The organism is Mesorhizobium sp. WSM3862 (genome assembly GCF_002294985.1).
Taxonomy (GTDB): domain Bacteria; phylum Pseudomonadota; class Alphaproteobacteria; order Rhizobiales; family Rhizobiaceae; genus Mesorhizobium.
The window spans coordinates 541,739-556,555 of record NZ_NSGE01000005.1; the positions used below are offsets into that span (position 1 = coordinate 541,739).

At 64.8% G+C, this 14,817-nt stretch carries 16 protein-coding genes; 2 read left to right on the top strand and 14 right to left on the bottom strand.

The features are described 5' to 3' along the window. Positions 1-120 precede the first annotated feature (120 nt). The 5 genes from CK224_RS18390 to tesB all read right to left on the bottom strand — a co-directional run bounded on the left by CK224_RS18390 (position 121) and on the right by tesB (position 6,388). Positions 121-2,778: a DNA translocase FtsK gene (locus CK224_RS18390; protein ID WP_095782694.1), complete on the bottom strand. Its 2,658-nt coding sequence runs from the start codon at positions 2,776-2,778 to the stop codon at positions 121-123. A gap of 210 nt (positions 2,779-2,988) precedes the next feature. After that, positions 2,989-3,264, bottom strand: a complete 276-nt coding sequence (locus CK224_RS18395; RefSeq protein ID WP_066998346.1) for a hypothetical protein — start codon at positions 3,262-3,264, stop codon at positions 2,989-2,991. 295 nt (positions 3,265-3,559) lie between these two features. After that, positions 3,560-4,741 carry an ammonium transporter gene (locus CK224_RS18400; protein WP_245425998.1) on the bottom strand — a complete coding sequence of 394 codons (1,182 nt, stop codon included), beginning with the start codon at positions 4,739-4,741 and terminating at the stop codon, positions 3,560-3,562. Between the two features lie 196 nt (positions 4,742-4,937). Then, entirely contained in the window at positions 4,938-5,276 is a 339-nt protein-coding gene (locus CK224_RS18405; protein WP_066998360.1) for a P-II family nitrogen regulator, read from the bottom strand. A 248-nt stretch (positions 5,277-5,524) separates the two neighbouring features. Next, entirely contained in the window at positions 5,525-6,388 is an 864-nt protein-coding gene (tesB, locus tag CK224_RS18410; RefSeq protein ID WP_066998363.1) for an acyl-CoA thioesterase II, read from the bottom strand. Positions 6,389-6,495: 107 nt separating this feature from the next. On the opposite strand from tesB, the gene CK224_RS18415 reads away from it, so the two are divergent. Continuing rightward, a complete protein-coding gene (locus CK224_RS18415) occupies positions 6,496-7,758 on the top strand; it encodes a ubiquinone biosynthesis hydroxylase (RefSeq protein ID WP_095782696.1) in 1,263 nt (420 codons plus the stop codon). 271 nt (positions 7,759-8,029) lie between these two features. Here CK224_RS18415 and CK224_RS18420 read toward each other — a convergent pair whose 3' ends face one another. The 3 genes from CK224_RS18420 to CK224_RS18430 form a co-directional block, all read right to left on the bottom strand. Next, complete coding sequence (locus CK224_RS18420; RefSeq protein WP_067322954.1) at positions 8,030-8,560, bottom strand: hypothetical protein; 531 nt, start codon at positions 8,558-8,560, stop codon at positions 8,030-8,032. 98 nt (positions 8,561-8,658) lie between these two features. Continuing rightward, complete coding sequence (locus CK224_RS18425) at positions 8,659-9,015, bottom strand: YciI family protein (RefSeq protein ID WP_095782697.1); 357 nt, start codon at positions 9,013-9,015, stop codon at positions 8,659-8,661. Positions 9,016-9,017: 2 nt separating this feature from the next. Continuing rightward, complete coding sequence (locus CK224_RS18430) at positions 9,018-9,236, bottom strand: hypothetical protein (RefSeq protein ID WP_095782698.1); 219 nt, start codon at positions 9,234-9,236, stop codon at positions 9,018-9,020. Positions 9,237-9,452: 216 nt separating this feature from the next. On the opposite strand from CK224_RS18430, the gene CK224_RS18435 reads away from it, so the two are divergent. Continuing rightward, entirely contained in the window at positions 9,453-9,878 is a 426-nt protein-coding gene (locus CK224_RS18435; protein WP_095782699.1) for an OsmC family protein, read from the top strand. Positions 9,879-9,996: 118 nt separating this feature from the next. On the opposite strand, the gene CK224_RS18440 is transcribed toward CK224_RS18435, so the two are convergent. From CK224_RS18440 to sdhC, 6 genes are all read right to left on the bottom strand, one after another. Then, a complete protein-coding gene (locus CK224_RS18440; protein ID WP_095782700.1) occupies positions 9,997-10,626 on the bottom strand; it encodes a DUF480 domain-containing protein in 630 nt (209 codons plus the stop codon). Positions 10,627-10,922: 296 nt separating this feature from the next. Continuing rightward, complete coding sequence (locus CK224_RS18445; RefSeq protein WP_095779924.1) at positions 10,923-11,702, bottom strand: succinate dehydrogenase iron-sulfur subunit; 780 nt, start codon at positions 11,700-11,702, stop codon at positions 10,923-10,925. After that, on the bottom strand, positions 11,702-12,136 hold the full coding sequence (locus CK224_RS18450) for a DUF3052 family protein (protein WP_095782701.1): 435 nt from the start codon (positions 12,134-12,136) through the stop codon (positions 11,702-11,704). The genes CK224_RS18445 and CK224_RS18450 overlap by 1 nt, the downstream gene beginning before the upstream one ends. A 1-nt stretch (position 12,137) precedes the next feature. Beyond that, complete coding sequence (gene sdhA, locus CK224_RS18455) at positions 12,138-13,973, bottom strand: succinate dehydrogenase flavoprotein subunit (RefSeq protein WP_095782702.1); 1,836 nt, start codon at positions 13,971-13,973, stop codon at positions 12,138-12,140. Between the two features lie 4 nt (positions 13,974-13,977). Continuing rightward, a complete protein-coding gene (gene sdhD, locus CK224_RS18460; protein WP_066991857.1) occupies positions 13,978-14,373 on the bottom strand; it encodes a succinate dehydrogenase, hydrophobic membrane anchor protein in 396 nt (131 codons plus the stop codon). After that, positions 14,373-14,795, bottom strand: a complete 423-nt coding sequence (sdhC, locus tag CK224_RS18465) for a succinate dehydrogenase, cytochrome b556 subunit (RefSeq protein ID WP_095782703.1) — start codon at positions 14,793-14,795, stop codon at positions 14,373-14,375. The genes sdhD and sdhC overlap by 1 nt, the downstream gene beginning before the upstream one ends. Between the last annotated feature and the right edge of the window lie 22 nt (positions 14,796-14,817).

Genomic DNA, 14,817 nt, shown 5'->3' on the forward strand with positions numbered 1-14,817 from the left:
CTTGGTCGCAGTCTCTGGACCGCCAGTTGGGCCTAAGTTTGGCGGGTCGCACGCCGCTTGGTCGCATCAACGCGCCAGAGGGTTCAAAGTTGCCGGCCGCCTCCCGTGGACGTCGCCGGGCTAGAACTTATCGTCCTCGGTGGGAACGAGAATCTCGCGTTTGCCGGCGTGGTTGGCCGGGCCGACGATGCCTTCCTTCTCCATCTTTTCGATGATTGACGCCGCGCGGTTGTAGCCGATGCCCAGCCGGCGCTGGATGTAGCTGGTCGAGGCCTTGCCGTCGCGCAGCACCACGGCCACCGCCTGATCGTAGGGATCATCGGAATCCTCGAAATTGCCGCCCCCGCCGCCGCCGGAACCGCCCCGGCCCGAGGCGCCGTCCTCGTCGTCTTCCTCGTCATCCTCGGTGATGGCGTCGAGATACTCCGGCACGCCCTGCAGTTTGAGATGGCCGACGATGCGTTCGACCTCGTCGTCCGAGACGAAGGGACCGTGGACACGCTGGATGCGGCCGCCGCCCGCCATGTAGAGCATGTCGCCCATGCCGAGCAGCTGCTCGGCGCCCTGCTCGCCCAGGATCGTGCGGCTGTCGATCTTCGACGTCACCTGGAAGGAGATGCGGGTGGGGAAATTGGCTTTGATGGTGCCGGTTATGACGTCGACCGACGGGCGCTGCGTCGCCATGATGACGTGGATGCCGGCGGCGCGCGCCATCTGCGCCAGGCGCTGCACCGCGCCTTCGATGTCCTTGCCGGCCACCATCATCAGGTCGGCCATTTCGTCGATGATGACGACGATATAGGGCATCGGCTCGAGGTCGAGATCCTCCGTCTCGTAGATCGCCTCGCCGGTCTGGCGGTCGAAGCCGGTCTGCACGGTGCGCGAGATTTTCTCGCCCTTCTTCTCGGCCTGGCTGACGCGTGCATTGAAGCCGTCGATGTTGCGCACGCCGACCTTGGACATCTTGCGGTAGCGGTCCTCCATCTCGCGCACCGTCCATTTCAGCGCCACCACGGCCTTCTTCGGATCGGTGACGACGGGCGTGAGCAGATGCGGGATGCCGTCATAGACCGAGAGCTCGAGCATCTTCGGATCGATCATGATCAGCCGGCATTCCTGCGGGGTGAGCCGGTAGAGCAGCGACAGGATCATGGTGTTGATGGCGACCGACTTGCCTGAGCCGGTGGTGCCGGCGACCAGCACATGCGGCATCTTGGCGATGTCGACGATGACCGCCTCGCCGTTGATGGTCTTGCCGAGCGCCAAGGCGAGCTTCGCCTTGGTGGTTTCGAAGTCGCGGCTCGCCATGATCTCGCGCAGATAGACCGTCTCGCGCTTGGCATTCGGCAGTTCGATGCCGATGGCGTTGCGGCCGGGCACGACGGCGACGCGGCAGGCGATCGCGCTCATCGAGCGGGCGATGTCGTCGGAAAGGCCGATGACGCGCGAGGATTTGATACCGGGCGCAGGTTCCAGCTCATAGAGGGTGACGACCGGACCCGGGCGGACATGGATGATCTCGCCCTTGACGCCGAAATCCTCGAGCACGCCTTCGAGCAGCCTTGCGTTCTGCTCCAGCGCGTCCTTCGACAGGCTTGGGTCTTTCGCCACGTTCTTCGGTTCGGACAGGAAATGCAGCGACGGCATCTCGAACGTGCCGGAGCCGATGAGCGAGGTCTGCGCCTCGCGCTGAACGCGTGCGCCTTGCACCGGGCGCGGCGCAGGCGCCTCCACGCGCGTCGCCGCGTCCGAGCGGAAGTTGCGCACATTGGCGCGGCGCTGGACCGGCTCTTCGTCGTCGAAGTCGTCGAGATCGGCCTCTTCGTCGTCGAAGTCATCGTCGTCCACCGGATCGACCGAAGCGCTGCGGTCGTTGACCATTGCGGCGAAGAATTCCGGCTCGACACGGGCGCGGCCGCCGGGGCTCATCCTGGATTCGGCGTACTCGGCCGATTCGACCCGTTCGGCGGCGCGGCGCCAGGCGCTGGCCCGCGGCTCAATCTGAGGCTCGAACTCGTCACGCTCCTGCCTGCGGCGCGCGGCACGCCGATGCATCCATGCACGGAACGACAGCCACCAATGGGTGATGGCGCCGAGCGCAAGAATGCCTTCGTCGCCCTCGTCTTCATCCTCATCGAAGAGCAGATCGTCCTGCTCGCGCGGTTCCGGCTCGGCGGCGCGCTCCATGACGGCAAAGCCGTTCTTGCGCGCGATCAGCGCTGAGCCATAGGCGAACAGCCAGAGCGCCGGCGTGGCAAGCACAATGGCGATGACGGTGGCGAAAAGGCCCTTCGGATAGCCGCCGACGGCGATGCCCGGGATCTTCAGCACCATATCGCCGAACACGCCGCCGAGACCGGTCGGCAGCGGCCAGGTGTTGGGCGGCGTCACGCAGCCGACGATCGCCGCGGCAAGCAGCGCGAAGCCGAACCAGGCAAGCCCGCGCTTGCCCAGCCTGTCGACGCCGTGGGCGGAGAAGAGCAGAAAACCCCAGATCACCGCCGGCACCAGTCCGGCGACGGCGGCAAGGCCGAAGAACTGCATGGCAAGGTCGGAAAACACCGCGCCCGCATAGCCCATGGCGTTGGTGACGAGATTGTTGGTGGCGTGCGAGAAGCTCGGATCGGCGACGTTCCAGGTAGCGAGGCTGGCGACGCCGAAAGCGGTGAACACGAACATCCCGGCACCGACCAGGCGCCCAACCTGCCGCCGCGCGAACGCCTGGATGCCGTGCCCCGTATCGGTCAGCGCGAGCGGTGCTGAAGCGCCTGAACGCATGCCTCTTCCCCGTGTGTCGATGCCTGGCCGGATGCGTGACGCATGCCGGGAGATTCGTCTCCCAGACTATCGGCGGGAAGGTTAAGGCCGCATTAACCATGGCCTTTTACCGAGATGCTCCCCGGAAGGGAGATGGCGGGCCCATGAAGCTCGCCATCTCATTGGCAAAGATGAAACGATCAGGCCCGTAAGGACCCGACCTGCCGCAAATCACTTATGGCCGGCGTACTGCATCAGGTTGGCGCAGAATTCGGCATGCGGCTTGCTCATCGCCGCGTCTTGGCACTCCTTCATCATCGCGTCCTGCTTGTCCTTTGCCGTCGTCGCCCAGGCGGCCTTGAAATCGGCCTCGGACTTCATGGTCTTCATGCTGGAATCGGTGAAGAACGGAGCCATATTGTCAGGCGAGTCGAGCGCGCCGGCAAGTGCAACACCGCTGACCATCGACAGAGCCATTGCTCCCAGGAAGATATTCTTGCAGTTCATTGGTCGATTCCTTCCCTGATATTTGGCGACACCACGATGGCGGTCGCAATCCCAGTACGGAACCGGAAGGGCGGACGTTTCACACATTCGCGATCAAGTGAATGTGATCGAAACGCTCCATGCTCATATCCGAGAAAAAAGGAGGCCCGGAAAATCTTCCGGGCCTCAAGGCGTGAGCCCCTTTCGAGAGCATCACGACGGGATCTTGGGAGCAAATCGGGAAAGCCGCGCCGCGGCTTCCCTTGATATCCGGACCGGCGGGAGGAGTATCCGCCGGTCCTTGGCCGGGTCGGCCTTACGGCACGACTTCGCCGTGCTGGGTGACGTCGAGACCCTCGACCTCTTCCTGGGTGCTCGGACGCAGGCCGACCAGCGCCTTGACGATGTAGAGGATCACCAAGGTGGCGACCGCCGTCCATACGATGGTGACAGCGACGCCGTATGCCTGCTTGGCGAGCGAGGCGCCCGACGACAGGCTGTTGATCGCCGGATCGGCGAGCACACCGGTCAGCAGTGCGCCGACGATGCCGCCGACGCCGTGGACGCCGAAGGCGTCGAGCGAGTCGTCATAGCCCATGGCGTGCTTGAGCTTGACCGCCGACAGGTAGCAGACGACGCCGGCGATGATGCCGACGAAGAAGGCGCCGGTCGGGTTGACGAAGCCGGAAGCAGGCGTCACCGCGACAAGGCCCGCGACGGCGCCCGAGATGATGCCGAGCACCGAAGGCTTCTTGGCGACGATCCATTCGGCGAACATCCAGGCCAGCGCCGCCGCGGCGGTGGCGACCTGCGTGTTCAACATCGCAGCGCCGGCGAGGCCGTCGGCCGCCAGTTCCGATCCGGCGTTGAAGCCGAACCAGCCGACCCACAGCAGCGAGGCGCCGATCACCGAGTAGACCAGGTTGTGCGGCGCCATGTTGGTGGTGCCGTAGCCCTCGCGCTTGCCGAGAACGAGCGCGCAGACCAGGCCCGCGACACCGGCATTGATATGGACGACGGTGCCGCCGGCGAAATCGAGCACCCCGGCGGTGGCGAGAAAGCCCCCGCCCCATACCCAGTGCGCCACCGGCGCGTAGACGACCAGCAGCCACAGCGCCATGAAGATGAGCAGCGCCGAGAACTTCAAGCGTTCGGCGAAGGCGCCGGCGATCAGCGCCGGGGTGATGATGGCGAAGGTCATCTGGAACATCGAGAAGACGAATTCAGGGATGTTCGCCACGCCGGGCGCCCACAGCGAGGAAGTGGTGATGCCGTGGTGGAAGAATTTCGAGGCACCGCCGATAATCTTGTTCATGCCGCCGCCGTCGGAGAAGGCCAGCGAGTAGCCGAACATGAACCACAGCACCGTCACCAGGCAGGTGATGGCGAAGCTCTGCATGATGGTGGCGAGCACGTTCTTCTTGCGCACCATGCCGCCGTAAAACAGCGCCAGGCCCGGGATGGTCATCATCAGCACCAGCGCCGTCGAGGTCAGCATCCAGGCGGTGTTGCCGGTGTCGAGCGCGGGCGCCGGGGCGGCCGGCGCTGCGGCCGTGGCTGCCGGAGCGGCCTCCTGCGCGAAGGCGGCGGCGGTGCTGAACGCTACGAGAGCGAGCGCAGCGGCCGCCCGTCCCGTCGTCTTCAAGGGGGAAGGAATATTCATTGAACTCTCCGTTGGAATAGCTGGTCGCCGCTCAGAGCGCGTCGGTGTCTGTTTCGCCGGTGCGGATGCGCACCGCCTGGTCGATGCCGAAGACGAAGATCTTGCCGTCGCCGATCTGGCCGGTCTTGGCGGCGGAGCTGATGGCTTCGACGGCCTTGTCGACCATGTCGGCGCCGACGGCGACCTCGATCTTGATTTTGGGCAGGAAGCTGACCGCGTATTCGGCGCCGCGATAGATTTCCGTATGTCCCTTCTGACGCCCGTAGCCTTTGACTTCGGTGACGGTCAGGCCCTGGATGCCGACGGCGGTGAGCGCTTCGCGCACCTCGTCGAGCTTGAACGGCTTGATGATTGCCATCACGATTTTCATAAGGTTTCACCCTTTGCTGTTGCGGTCCCCCGCGTTTGCACACCTTCACCGATCCCGAGGAGAGCCGGAGAGTGCAGGACAGGATTCAAGCTCCGTGCCAATTGCCGAAGCAGGACATTAACCTGTTGTAAACAAACGGGATCCGCAGCCCTTGCTCAACAAACGGGCGCAGTGCCGCAATGGCTCATGATTAAAAAATGGGCAAAATTTGGAAAATGCCTGCTTTCTAGCCATGCCTCGAAGCCGGCTCAGCGTTTCAGCCGGATGAGGCCTTCCTGCGCGACCGAGGCGATCAGCGTTCCGTCGCGCGCGAACAGCGATCCGCGGGTGAAACCGCGCGAGCCTTGCGTGGAGGGGCTGTCCTGCGTGTAGAGGATCCAGTCGTCCAGCGAATGACTGCGGTGGAACCACATGGCATGGTCGAGGCTCGCCGCCTGGATGTCGCGATCGAAGATGGCGCGGCCATGCGCGAAGGTCGAGGTGTCGAGCAGCGTCATGTCGGAGAGATAGGCAAGAACCGCCGCCTGCGTGGCGCGGTCTTCCGGCACCGGGCCCGTGGTGCGGATCCAGATATTCTGCTCCGGCTCCAGCTTCTCGCGGCTGGTATAGTGCTTGAGCATTACCGGCTTCATCTCGATCGGCCGGTCGCGCTCCCAGTAGCGTTTGATGCCTTCCGGCACCGCCTCGCCGAACTTGCCGAGCAGCTCGCGCTGCGACAGAAGCGTGTCGGGCGCCGGCACGTTGCGCGGCATCGGCAGCTGATGCTCCAGCCCGACCTCATCCTGCTGGAACGAGGCTTCCAGCGAGAAGATCGCCTGCCCATGCTGGATCGCCACCACCCGGCGCGTGGTGAAAGAGCCGCCGTCGCGGATGCGGTCGACCTCATAGACGATCGGAACCTTGGTGTCGCCGGGCCGCATGAAATAGCCGTGCAGCGAATGCACATGGCGCCCGGGCTCGACAGTGCGCTGGGCGGCGACCAGCGCCTGAGCGATCGTCTGGCCGCCGAACACGCGCTGCCAGTCGAGCTTGGGGCTGCGACCACGATACAGGTTGTGTTCGAGCTGCTCGAGGTCGAGAATGTCGAGAAGCTCGTCCATGGCCGCCGTCATGTTCCACGTCCTTTGAAGATGTGTCATGGCGGGTTTCGGACAGGAGAGCCGGGCAGTCAAGCTGCAACGGCCGCCGCGGTGGCCGTAGGTCGCGAAAGGAAAGTGCCATGGTCGACCGCAAGGCGGATGCAGCGGACAAAACCTCGGTGGACGTGCTGGTGGCGGGCGCCGGCTATGTCGGCCTTGCCGCGGCCGTGTCGCTGAAGCAGGCACGACCGAGCCTTGCCGTCGCCATTGTCGATGCGGCACCTGCCGGCGTCTGGCAGAAGGACGGCCGCGCCTCGGCGATCGCCGCCGCAGCCTGCCGCATGCTGGAGCAGCTCGGCGTCTGGGACGAGATCGCGCCCGAGGCGCAGGCGATCACCGAGATGATCATCACCGATTCGCGCGCCGCCGATCCGGTGCGCCCGGTGTTTTTGACCTTCGAAGGCGAGGTGGCGGCCGGCGAACCCTTCGCCCATATGGTGGCCAACCGGGTTCTCAACGGCGCGCTGCGCTGCCGCGCCGAAAAACTCGGCATCGACGTCATCGAAGGCATGGCCGTCAGCGCCTTCGACACGAACGGCGCCGGCATCACCGTGCATCTGGCCGACGGCGCCGCGCTTAAGGCCTGCCTGCTCGTCGCCGCTGACGGCGTCAATTCGAAGCTGCGCGACATGGCCGGCATCAAGACGGTGAAATGGGAATACGGCCAGTCCGGCATCGTCTGCACGGTCGCGCATGAGCGCCCGCACAATGGCCGCGCCGAGGAACATTTTTTGCCCGCCGGCCCCTTCGCCACCTTGCCGCTGAAGCCTGAAGAGGACGGCACCAATCGCTCCTCGATCGTCTGGGTGGAGCGCACGGAAGACGCGCAGAAGCTGGTCGAGGGCGACGAGTTCGTCTTCGAGCATGAGCTGGAGCAGCGCTTTGGGCTGAAGCTCGGCGAGATCCGCGTCGCCGACAAGCCGCGCGCCTGGCCGCTCGGCCTGATCCTTGCGCGCGCCTTCGTCGCACCGCGCATCGCGCTCGCCGGCGATGCGGCTCACGGCATCCATCCGATCGCCGGTCAGGGCCTCAATCTCGGCTTCAAGGATGTCGCAGCACTTGCCGAAGTGGTGGTCGAGGCCGACCGGCTCGGCCAGGACATCGGCGCGCTCGACGTGCTCGAGCGCTACCAGCAATGGCGCCGCTTCGACACGCTGCAGATGGGCGTCACCACCGACGTGCTGAACCGCCTGTTTTCCAACGACATTGGCCCGCTGCGCGCCGTGCGCGACCTCGGCCTCGGTATCGTCGAGCGCATGCCGAAGCTCAAGGACTTCTTCATCCGTCAGGCGTCTGGCCTGTCAGGCGACATGCCGCGGCTATTGAAGGGCGAAGCGATCTAGCGCCTAGCAATTGGCCGGTGCCTACGCGACGTCGTCATCCACGGCGGGAGCGGGAGCGAAGCGGACGCGAAGACCCGAGGATCCATGCCGTGACCTTGGTCGAAGAATGCCGCCGAGCAGAATCCTGCACCGCTGCAACGCTTATAGGTAACGGAATGGATTCTATGGTCTGCGCCGCGCCGCTTCGCTCCTTGCTCCGCCATAGAATGAGGAGGCGAGAAGCGTTTCGGCCAATCACGAAGGTAGGCGATCCGGCCGCCACTGCTTCAGCTTAATTGACCTCAAAACCCAGCTTCTGCCGCAGCCTCACCATCCGCTGGTCGGCGATCCGCAGGCGTTGCTCGCCGCCCTGTGCCACCCGGTTCAGCATGCTGAGCAGATCGTCCCGTTCGTGCGGCTCGAGGCGCTCGCGCAGGAACGGCGCCAGCTTGTCGATGACGATCGTGGTGTCGTCGACCTGCGCGGCCGCCCATTTGGCGTAGACGACGGCCTCGTCGGTTTTCTTAGGGTTGTCGGCAATCTGCGCGATCACCTCACGGATGACGGCTTCGCGCTGCGGCAGGATCGGGCCATGTTCCGAAACGATCGCGGTGATCAGCGTCGCGGCGGCCACGACCGGATCGTCGATCGCCGTCAGCGGCGAAAGTGCCGCCTGTTTGCGCAGCTTCTTACGGCGGATATTGCCCTGCACGCGGCCGATAACGTCGGCGACCTCGCTGGCCGCCTCGTTCATCGCCTTCAGCCGGTACCACCAGATGGCCGCCACGCCGAGCAGGCCAAGCATAGCGAGCAGAAAAGGCATGCCGAATTCCCCCGAAACCGCGGCAACGATAGAAGAAGTACAGCATCGCTTCAACTCGCGACAATTGCGGCGATGAACAAACCGCTAATAACTCCGGGTCATGACCCCGGTATGTCGTAGACAGCCCTGACCTCGACGGTGCCGAGCTCGGCCAGCGGAATGCCGTCTGCGATCGCCATCGCCTCGTCGAGATCCGCGGCCTCGACCATGACGAAGCCGAGCAGCTGTTCTTTCGTCTCGGCGAACGGCCCGTCGGTAACCAGCCGCTTGCCCTTGCGACGCCTGAGCGACTTCGACATCTTCACCGGCTGCAGCGCCTGCGCGATGATCAGCTTGCCTTGTCGATCGAGTTCCCTGTCATAGGCGAGCGAATCGGCGTCGAGCTTGGCGGATCGTTCCGGCGTGAGCGCGAAGAGGTCCTTTTCCTCGCCGTAGACCAGCAGGACATATTTCATTGTCAGTTCCCTTCCTGCGATGAACCATAGGAGGCGACCGCGATGCTGTCAGCCTTGCTTCTGGCCGCCGCATGATCGAGCAGGCATGCCGCAATCCCGATTATGGCCACGGCCGCCGCCAGCCGGCCGAGGCCGAAGGCCGGGGGATCCAGCCAGAACTCTTCCGGTCGCTGCACCCTTCGGCCGGGGCGCCTCCAAAGTGCGAAAAACAGATTGTTCATCTTCAACCTCCTTCGGCCCCGAACTTCGTGGCCGCCCCCAGGACGGTCCGGCCGCCGGGAAGTCGACATTTTTGCACGCGTTTTTTTTCGAGAATTTTTTCGCGCGCGTCGACTTCGCGGGCACAATCGCGCCATGGTCTTCCGGCGCGCTCGCGCTATAGTTCAGCGGAACGCCGGCGCCCGCCGGCGCGAACCCCGACAAGCCAGGAGGACTTCATGGACCGCACCGCAAACGCCGTCTGGAAAGGCAATCTGAAAGAGGGCAAGGGCACGCTGGAAACGCAGAGCGGGACTCTGAAGGGCATACCCTATTCCTTCAAGGCGCGCTTCGAGGATGAGAGCGGCAAATCCGGCACCAATCCGGAAGAGCTGATCGCCGCCGCCCATGCCGGATGCTACGCCATGCAGCTGTCGCATTTCCTCGCCGAGAACGGCACCCCGGCCATCGCGCTCGACTCCAAGGCTGTTGTGACACTGGTGCCCGGCACCGGCATAACCGGCAGCGCCATCACCCTGGTCGGCAAGGTCCCGGGCATCGATGCGGCAAAGTTCCAGGAACTGGCCGAGAAGGCCAAGGCCGAGTGCCCGGTCTCAAAGGCGCTCGGCGCCATCAAGGTCTCGCTGGACGCCAGGCTGGGCTGACGTAGGCTGCGCGGGGCAGGGATCCGTCGCGCCCCTCTCTGCCCTGCCGGACATCTCCCCACGAGGGGCGAGATGCCCGGCAGGACAGAGGGGGGCGCTGTCCCGCCATCATCTCACGCTAGCCGCCCAGCGCCTCGATCTTCGCCCGCAACGAAGCAACCTCTTCCTCCAGAGCCCGCACCCGCGCTTCGAGATCGGAAGCGTCGGAGGACGCCGGCGGTTCCCATGGCGCTGCCGCCGCTGATACTTCCACCGGACCGCTGAGCAGATGCACATACCGCTCCTCGCGCTGACCGGGCGCACGTTCGAGCAGCAGAATGAGCGGTGGCCGGCGGCCGATGAGGAGGTCGAGATTATCGCGAAGCTCTTCGATCGACCCGAAGCGCGCCATGCGCTCAGAACGGGCGAGCAGCTCATGCGCCGTCTGCGCGCCGCGCAGGAGCAGCAGACCGACGATCGCGATCTGCGGCGTGGTCAGCGAAAAGCGCTGCGCCATCAGATGTTCGTAGCGCTCGACCCGCGAAGCAAAAGCCTGGCGCACCAGACCCTTCTGTTCGAGCGAGCTGAGCGCGCGCCTAACGTCGGTCAGTTCCAGCGCCATCACCGGCTCGCGCGCCGTCTTCTGGTTGGCGGCGGCATGCGCACCGTTGAGCGTCAGCGGATAGACATCCGGCGTCAGCTCCTTCTTCTCGATCAGTGAGCCGAGCACGCGGGCTTCGACGGAAGAGAGGACGGGAAGATCGGTCATTGGGTTTGGCTTTTCGATAAGGTCGGTTCTCCGGGTACCGATTTTGACAGAAATCGGATCGCCGCGACAAGGCAGAACCTTCGGAACGTCGGCGGGACAGCGCCCCCCTCTGTCCTGCCGGACATCTCCCCCACTTGGGGGGGAGATCAGCAGCTTCGCCGACGGCGCTCATCCTTCAACGTTGGCGATTGGCGAAAGCCGCGATGACAGCCAATCTCCCCACCCGTGGGGGAGATGGCCGGCAGGCCAAAGGGGGGCGCGAAGAATCGCTGCGTACGAACTTGAGCCGCTAAACTTTAGACGCGCCGCTCAACCATCATCTTCTTGATCTCCGCGATCGCCTTCGCCGGATTGAGCCCCTTCGGACAGGTTTGCGCGCAGTTCATGATGGTGTGACAGCGATAGAGGCGGAACGGATCCTCGAGATTGTCGAGCCGCTCGCCGGTCGCCTCATCGCGGGAATCGATCAGCCAGCGATAGGCCTGCAGCAGCGTTGCCGGGCCGAGATAGCGCTCGCCGTTCCACCAGTAGCTCGGGCACGAGGTCGAGCAGCAGGCGCACAGGATGCACTCATAGAGCCCATCGAGCTTCTCGCGGTCTTCATGGCTTTGCAGCCATTCCTTGGCGGGCGTCGGCGAGACCGTCTTCAGCCAGGGCTCGATCGAGGCATGCTGGGCATAGAAGTTGGTAAGGTCGGGCACGAGGTCCTTGATCACTGGCATATGCGGCAGCGGATAGATCTTCACCGCGCCGGAAATGTCTTCGGCGCCCTTGGTGCAGGCGAGCGTGTTCGAGCCGTCGATGTTCATGGCGCAGGACCCGCAAATGCCTTCGCGGCAGGAGCGGCGCAGCGTCAACGTCGGGTCGATCTTGTTCTTGATCCACAGCAGCGCGTCGAGCACCATCGGCCCGCAATCGTCCATGTCGACGAAATAAGTGTCAATGCGCGGATTCTCGTCGTCGTCCGGCGACCAGCGGTAGATGCGGTATTCGCGCAGATTGGTGGCGCCCTCCGGCTTCGGCCAGGTCTTGCCCTGCTGGACTTTCGAATTCTTGGGTAGCGTGAGTTCGACCATTACCTGCGGTCCTTTCGGATGACGAGCTTCAGCCCGGACCAGATATCGTTGACGGCCGCGACCTTGACGTCGACAAGGTCGCGCTTGAGCGCCTCGGCGCGGATGACGTCCTCGGTGACGTCGGTCGGCACGTTCGAAGCCTTCTTCGGCCAGGAGACCCAGACCATGCCGTCGCGCTTGATCGCCATCTCGATGCCGGCCAGGCCGTCCTCGATCTCGGCGCGCTGCCGGGTGAACGCGTGCACCGCATCGTATTTTCGGTTGCCCGAGATCGCCGACCAGTTGGGCAGCCGATCGACCCCGGCAAACCCGACGGCTCCAGCCAACTCGTCGAGCTCGGGCGGCAGCGCGATGAAGGCGGCGACCATGCCGTCCTTCAGGCCGAGCTTGGCCGGAAGGGGCGTGCCGGAATATCCCGCGGCCGCCAATGCCATGTCAGTAGACCCTGGCCTTTGGCGCGATCTTGGCCAGGCTGATGCCGCCATCCTTTTCCGCCAGCAGCGGGTCGGTGTGCACCGGGCGGTAGGAAAGCGTCACCTTGCCGTCCTCACTGACCTGGGCCAGCGTGTGCTTGCGCCAGTTGGCGTCGTCGCGCGCCGAGAAATCCTCTCGCGCATGCGCGCCGCGGCTCTCCTTGCGCGCCTCGGCGCCGTAGACCGTGGCGATGGCATTGACCATCAGGTTTTCGAGCTCCAGCGTCTCGACCAGGTCCGAGTTCCAGATCATCGAGCGGTCGAAGACCTTGACGTCCTTGAGCTCGCTCCAGATTTGAGAAACGCGCTGGCAGCCATTTTCCAGCGATTCCTGCGTGCGGAACACCGCCGCGTCTTCCTGCATCGCCCGCTGCATCTTTTCGCGCAGCGCCGCGGTCGGGGTCGAGCCGCTGGCGTGGCGCAGCTTGTCGAAGCGGTCCATGATCTTGTCGACCGATTCCTGATTGGGCGACGCAATCGCCGACTTGCGATCGATCACCTGGCCGGCGCGGATTGCGGCCGCGCGGCCGAACACGACGAGATCGATCAGCGAGTTGGAGCCGAGCCGGTTGGCGCCATGCACGGAGGCGCAGCCGGCCTCGCCCACCGCCATCAGGCCGGGCGACACGCGGTCGGGGTTGTCGAAGCTCGGGTTGAGCGCCTCGCCCCAATAATTGGTCGGCACGCCGCCCATATTGTAGTGGACCGTCGGCAGCACCGGGATCGGCTCCTTGGTCAGGTCGACGCCGGCGAAGATCTTGGCCGATTCGGAGATGCCCGGCAGCCGCTCGTGCAGCACCGCCGGATCGAGATGGTCGAGATGCAGGAAAATGTGGTCCTTGTTCTTGCCGACGCCGCGGCCCTCGCGGATCTCCAGCGTCATGCAGCGCGAGACCACGTCGCGCGAGGCGAGGTCCTTGGCCGACGGCGCGTAGCGCTCCATGAAGCGCTCACCCTCGGAATTGACGAGATAGCCGCCCTCGCCGCGCGCGCCTTCGGTGATCAGGCAGCCGGCGCCGTAGATGCCGGTCGGATGGAACTGCACGAACTCCATGTCCTGCAGCGGCAGCCCGGCCCGCGCGGCCATGCCGCCGCCGTCGCCGGTGCAGGTATGCGCCGAGGTGGCGGAGAAATAGGCGCGGCCATAGCCGCCGGTCGCCAGCACCACCATCTTTGCCGAGAAGCGGTGGATGGTGCCGTCGTCGAGGTTCCACGCCACCACGCCGGTGCATGTGCCGTCCGGCTCCATGATCAGGTCGAGCGCGAAATACTCGATGAAGAACTGCGCGTTGTTCTTCAGCGACTGGCCGTAGAGCGTATGCAGGATGGCGTGCCCGGTGCGGTCGGCGGCGGCGCAGGTGCGCTGAACCGGCGGGCCGTCGCCATAATTCATCATGTGGCCGCCGAACGGCCGCTGATAGATCTTGCCCTCTTCGGTGCGCGAGAATGGCACGCCGTAATGCTCGAGCTCGTAGACGGCGGCCGGCGCCTCGCGCACCATGTATTCCATGGCGTCGACGTCGCCGAGCCAGTCCGAGCCCTTGACCGTGTCGTACATGTGCCACTGCCAGGAATCCGGGCCCATGTTGGAGAGCGAGGCGGCGATGCCGCCTTGCGCCGCGACCGTGTGCGAGCGCGTCGGAAACACCTTGGTGATGCAGGCGGTGCGCAGCCCCTGCTCGGCCATGCCGAGCGTGGCGCGCAACCCGGCGCCGCCGGCGCCGACGATCACGACATCGAATTTGTGATCGACAAAGGTGTAGGCCGAAGCCGTGCTGGCTGTGTTTGCGCTGGCCAAGACGTCAGCCTCCGAATGCGAGTTTAAGCAGAGCGAAGAGCGAGGCGACGCCGACTGCAATTGAGAAGAATGTGTTGAGGGCGATCAGCGCCAGCTTCATGCCCTCGCCATGCACATAATCCTCGATGATGACCTGCATGCCGATCCGCATGTGGTAGAGCGCGGAAATCAGCACCAACGACAGCACCAGCGCCACGAAGGGGTTCGCGAGCGACGCCCGCACTTCCGCATAGCCGTGGCCGTTGAGGGCGATCAGGAAGCCGACGAAGAACAGGATGAGCGGGATATTGGCCACCGCCGTCAACCGCTGGCGCCAGAAATGGCCGGTACCCTCACGCGCCGAACCAAGGCCGCGAACCTTCCCGAGCGGCGTGCGCATGTCCGAATTCTTTGCGGTCATCAGAGTGCCCCCCGCGCCATGTAGCCCGCGATCCAGATCAAAAGCGTCAGCACGATCGAGCCGGCGAGCGTTGCCCATGCGATCCTCGAGGCGGTGTGTTTTTCGAGCCCGGCGCCGGTGTCCCAGACGAGATGGCGCAACCCACCCAGCATGTGGTGCATCAGCGCCCAGGTGTAGCCGAACAGGATCAGCCGGCCGAGCCACGAGCCGAAGGCCCAGTTGATCCAGTCGAACGCAGCCTGCGAACTCGACGCAGCGATCAGCCAGGCCGCCACTAGGAGCGTGCCGAAATAGAGCGCGCCGCCGGTGATGCGATGGATGATCGACATCGTCATCGTGATCGGGGGCCTGTAGATCGTCAGGTGCGGCGAAAGCGGCCGTTCACGTCTGGCAATTGCGCGGGTGGCTGGTGATTTGCTCATGGCTCCCCCAGATCGGCGTTCC